Source organism: Aetokthonos hydrillicola CCALA 1050 (genome assembly GCF_017591665.1).
Lineage (GTDB): Bacteria > Cyanobacteriota > Cyanobacteriia > Cyanobacteriales > Nostocaceae > Aetokthonos > Aetokthonos hydrillicola.
The window spans coordinates 1-1,308 of the sequence record NZ_JAAKGC010000405.1 but is presented as its reverse complement, the minus strand read 5'-3'; the positions used below and the strand labels follow the sequence as shown (position 1 = coordinate 1,308).

Genomic DNA, 1,308 nt, shown 5'->3' with positions numbered 1-1,308 from the left:
TGCTGCTTAGTTTCGGCTAATTTCTTGATCCTGCCGCTTGACTCAGCTTCAAATTTGAAGTTGAGTCCCTCTGTCCTGCCCTTGCTTGTTAACTGCTGGTCGAAACCGGATTAGTCCAAACTCCAGTCTTAATGTCCTGCATCAATAGCTTCGCGGCAGTTACTTTTATTTTTGCTGGACTCGTAGCATGGCCGCAAGCAGTTTTGATGATGTTTGGTACAGTTATCGGTGGTTACAGTGGAGCATATTATAGTCGCCAACTAGATCCACAGATGGTAAGGCGTTTTGTCATCGTCATTGCTTGGGTAATAACTTGCTACTTCTTTCTTCGCAGATAAGCCAAGTTTAAAGGTGTTCTTTGAGTACTGGCAAATTCAAACAACCGTTCACTCATGTAACAACAAAGAAGGTAGTTGAGACATTGAGTTAAAGACTTGGGCTCCACATTCTTCAAGTAAAGAAGCCTCACTTGAATTAGCGTAAGCTAAAACATTCATCCCAGCAGCAACACCTGCACGCACGCCCAAGATGCTGTCTTCTACTACAGTGCAATATGGAGCTTGAACTCCCATATTTTTCGCAGCATATAAAAATAAGTCGGGTGCAGGTTTCCAGCTTCCGATTTCATAAGAGCTAAAGATACGTCCTTCAAATCGCGGCAGGAGGTTAGTAACACGCAGAGCTAACTTAATTTTTTCCAACGGACCACTGGAAGCAACACAAATGGGTAAATTAATTTCGTCAAGAGCGGCTTCTATCCCATCAACACAAAGCAATTCACGCTCGAATGCTTCAGCAGTACGAGTACGAAGCCTCGTTACAAAATCTGGTGGCATCAATCTTCCCAGCCTCTGCTCAATGACAGCAACACAATCAGCCATTTTGCAACCTTTGAATAACAACATGGCTTCTTCAAGTTCTAGTGCAAGTCCAAACTCTGCGACAAATTCAACAAGAACGCGATTGCCTAATACTTCGCTATCTACTAACACTCCATCGCAGTCAAAAATAACCAGTTGTGTTCGCATGTTGTATCGAGTATTTTTCTGATTTGTTCAAGTTAATGTATTGTACTTACCAAGGAATGATTTGAAGTTGAGTCCAACACTGCTTCTACCGTGTCAGCTTGATGGTATACTAAAACCGGCTGAGAGCAATACTATTCAAAAATCGCCAGAAGCTTGTTTGTGCCATGGTTGTAGCTATTTAAGAAAAAGTCTCGTTATCACCCGTTCGGAGTATACATTATGGCCATGCATAAAGCTATCATAGCAGAAATCCAAGAAGCATTTGGCGGGTCGCTTGCCG

At 42.7% G+C, this 1,308-nt stretch carries 2 protein-coding genes; one reads left to right on the top strand and one right to left on the bottom strand.

Annotated features, from left to right (window positions below):
• Positions 1 to 131: 131 nt before the first annotated feature.
• On the top strand, positions 132 to 338 hold the full coding sequence (locus G4P69_RS38360; protein ID WP_208345421.1) for a TSUP family transporter: 207 nt from the start codon (positions 132 to 134) through the stop codon (positions 336 to 338).
• Between the two features lie 48 nt (positions 339 to 386).
• Here the strand turns inward: G4P69_RS38360 and G4P69_RS38355 are convergent, their stop codons facing one another.
• Complete coding sequence (locus G4P69_RS38355; protein WP_208345420.1) at positions 387 to 1,028, bottom strand: HAD-IA family hydrolase; 642 nt, start codon at positions 1,026 to 1,028, stop codon at positions 387 to 389.
• Between the last annotated feature and the right edge of the window lie 280 nt (positions 1,029 to 1,308).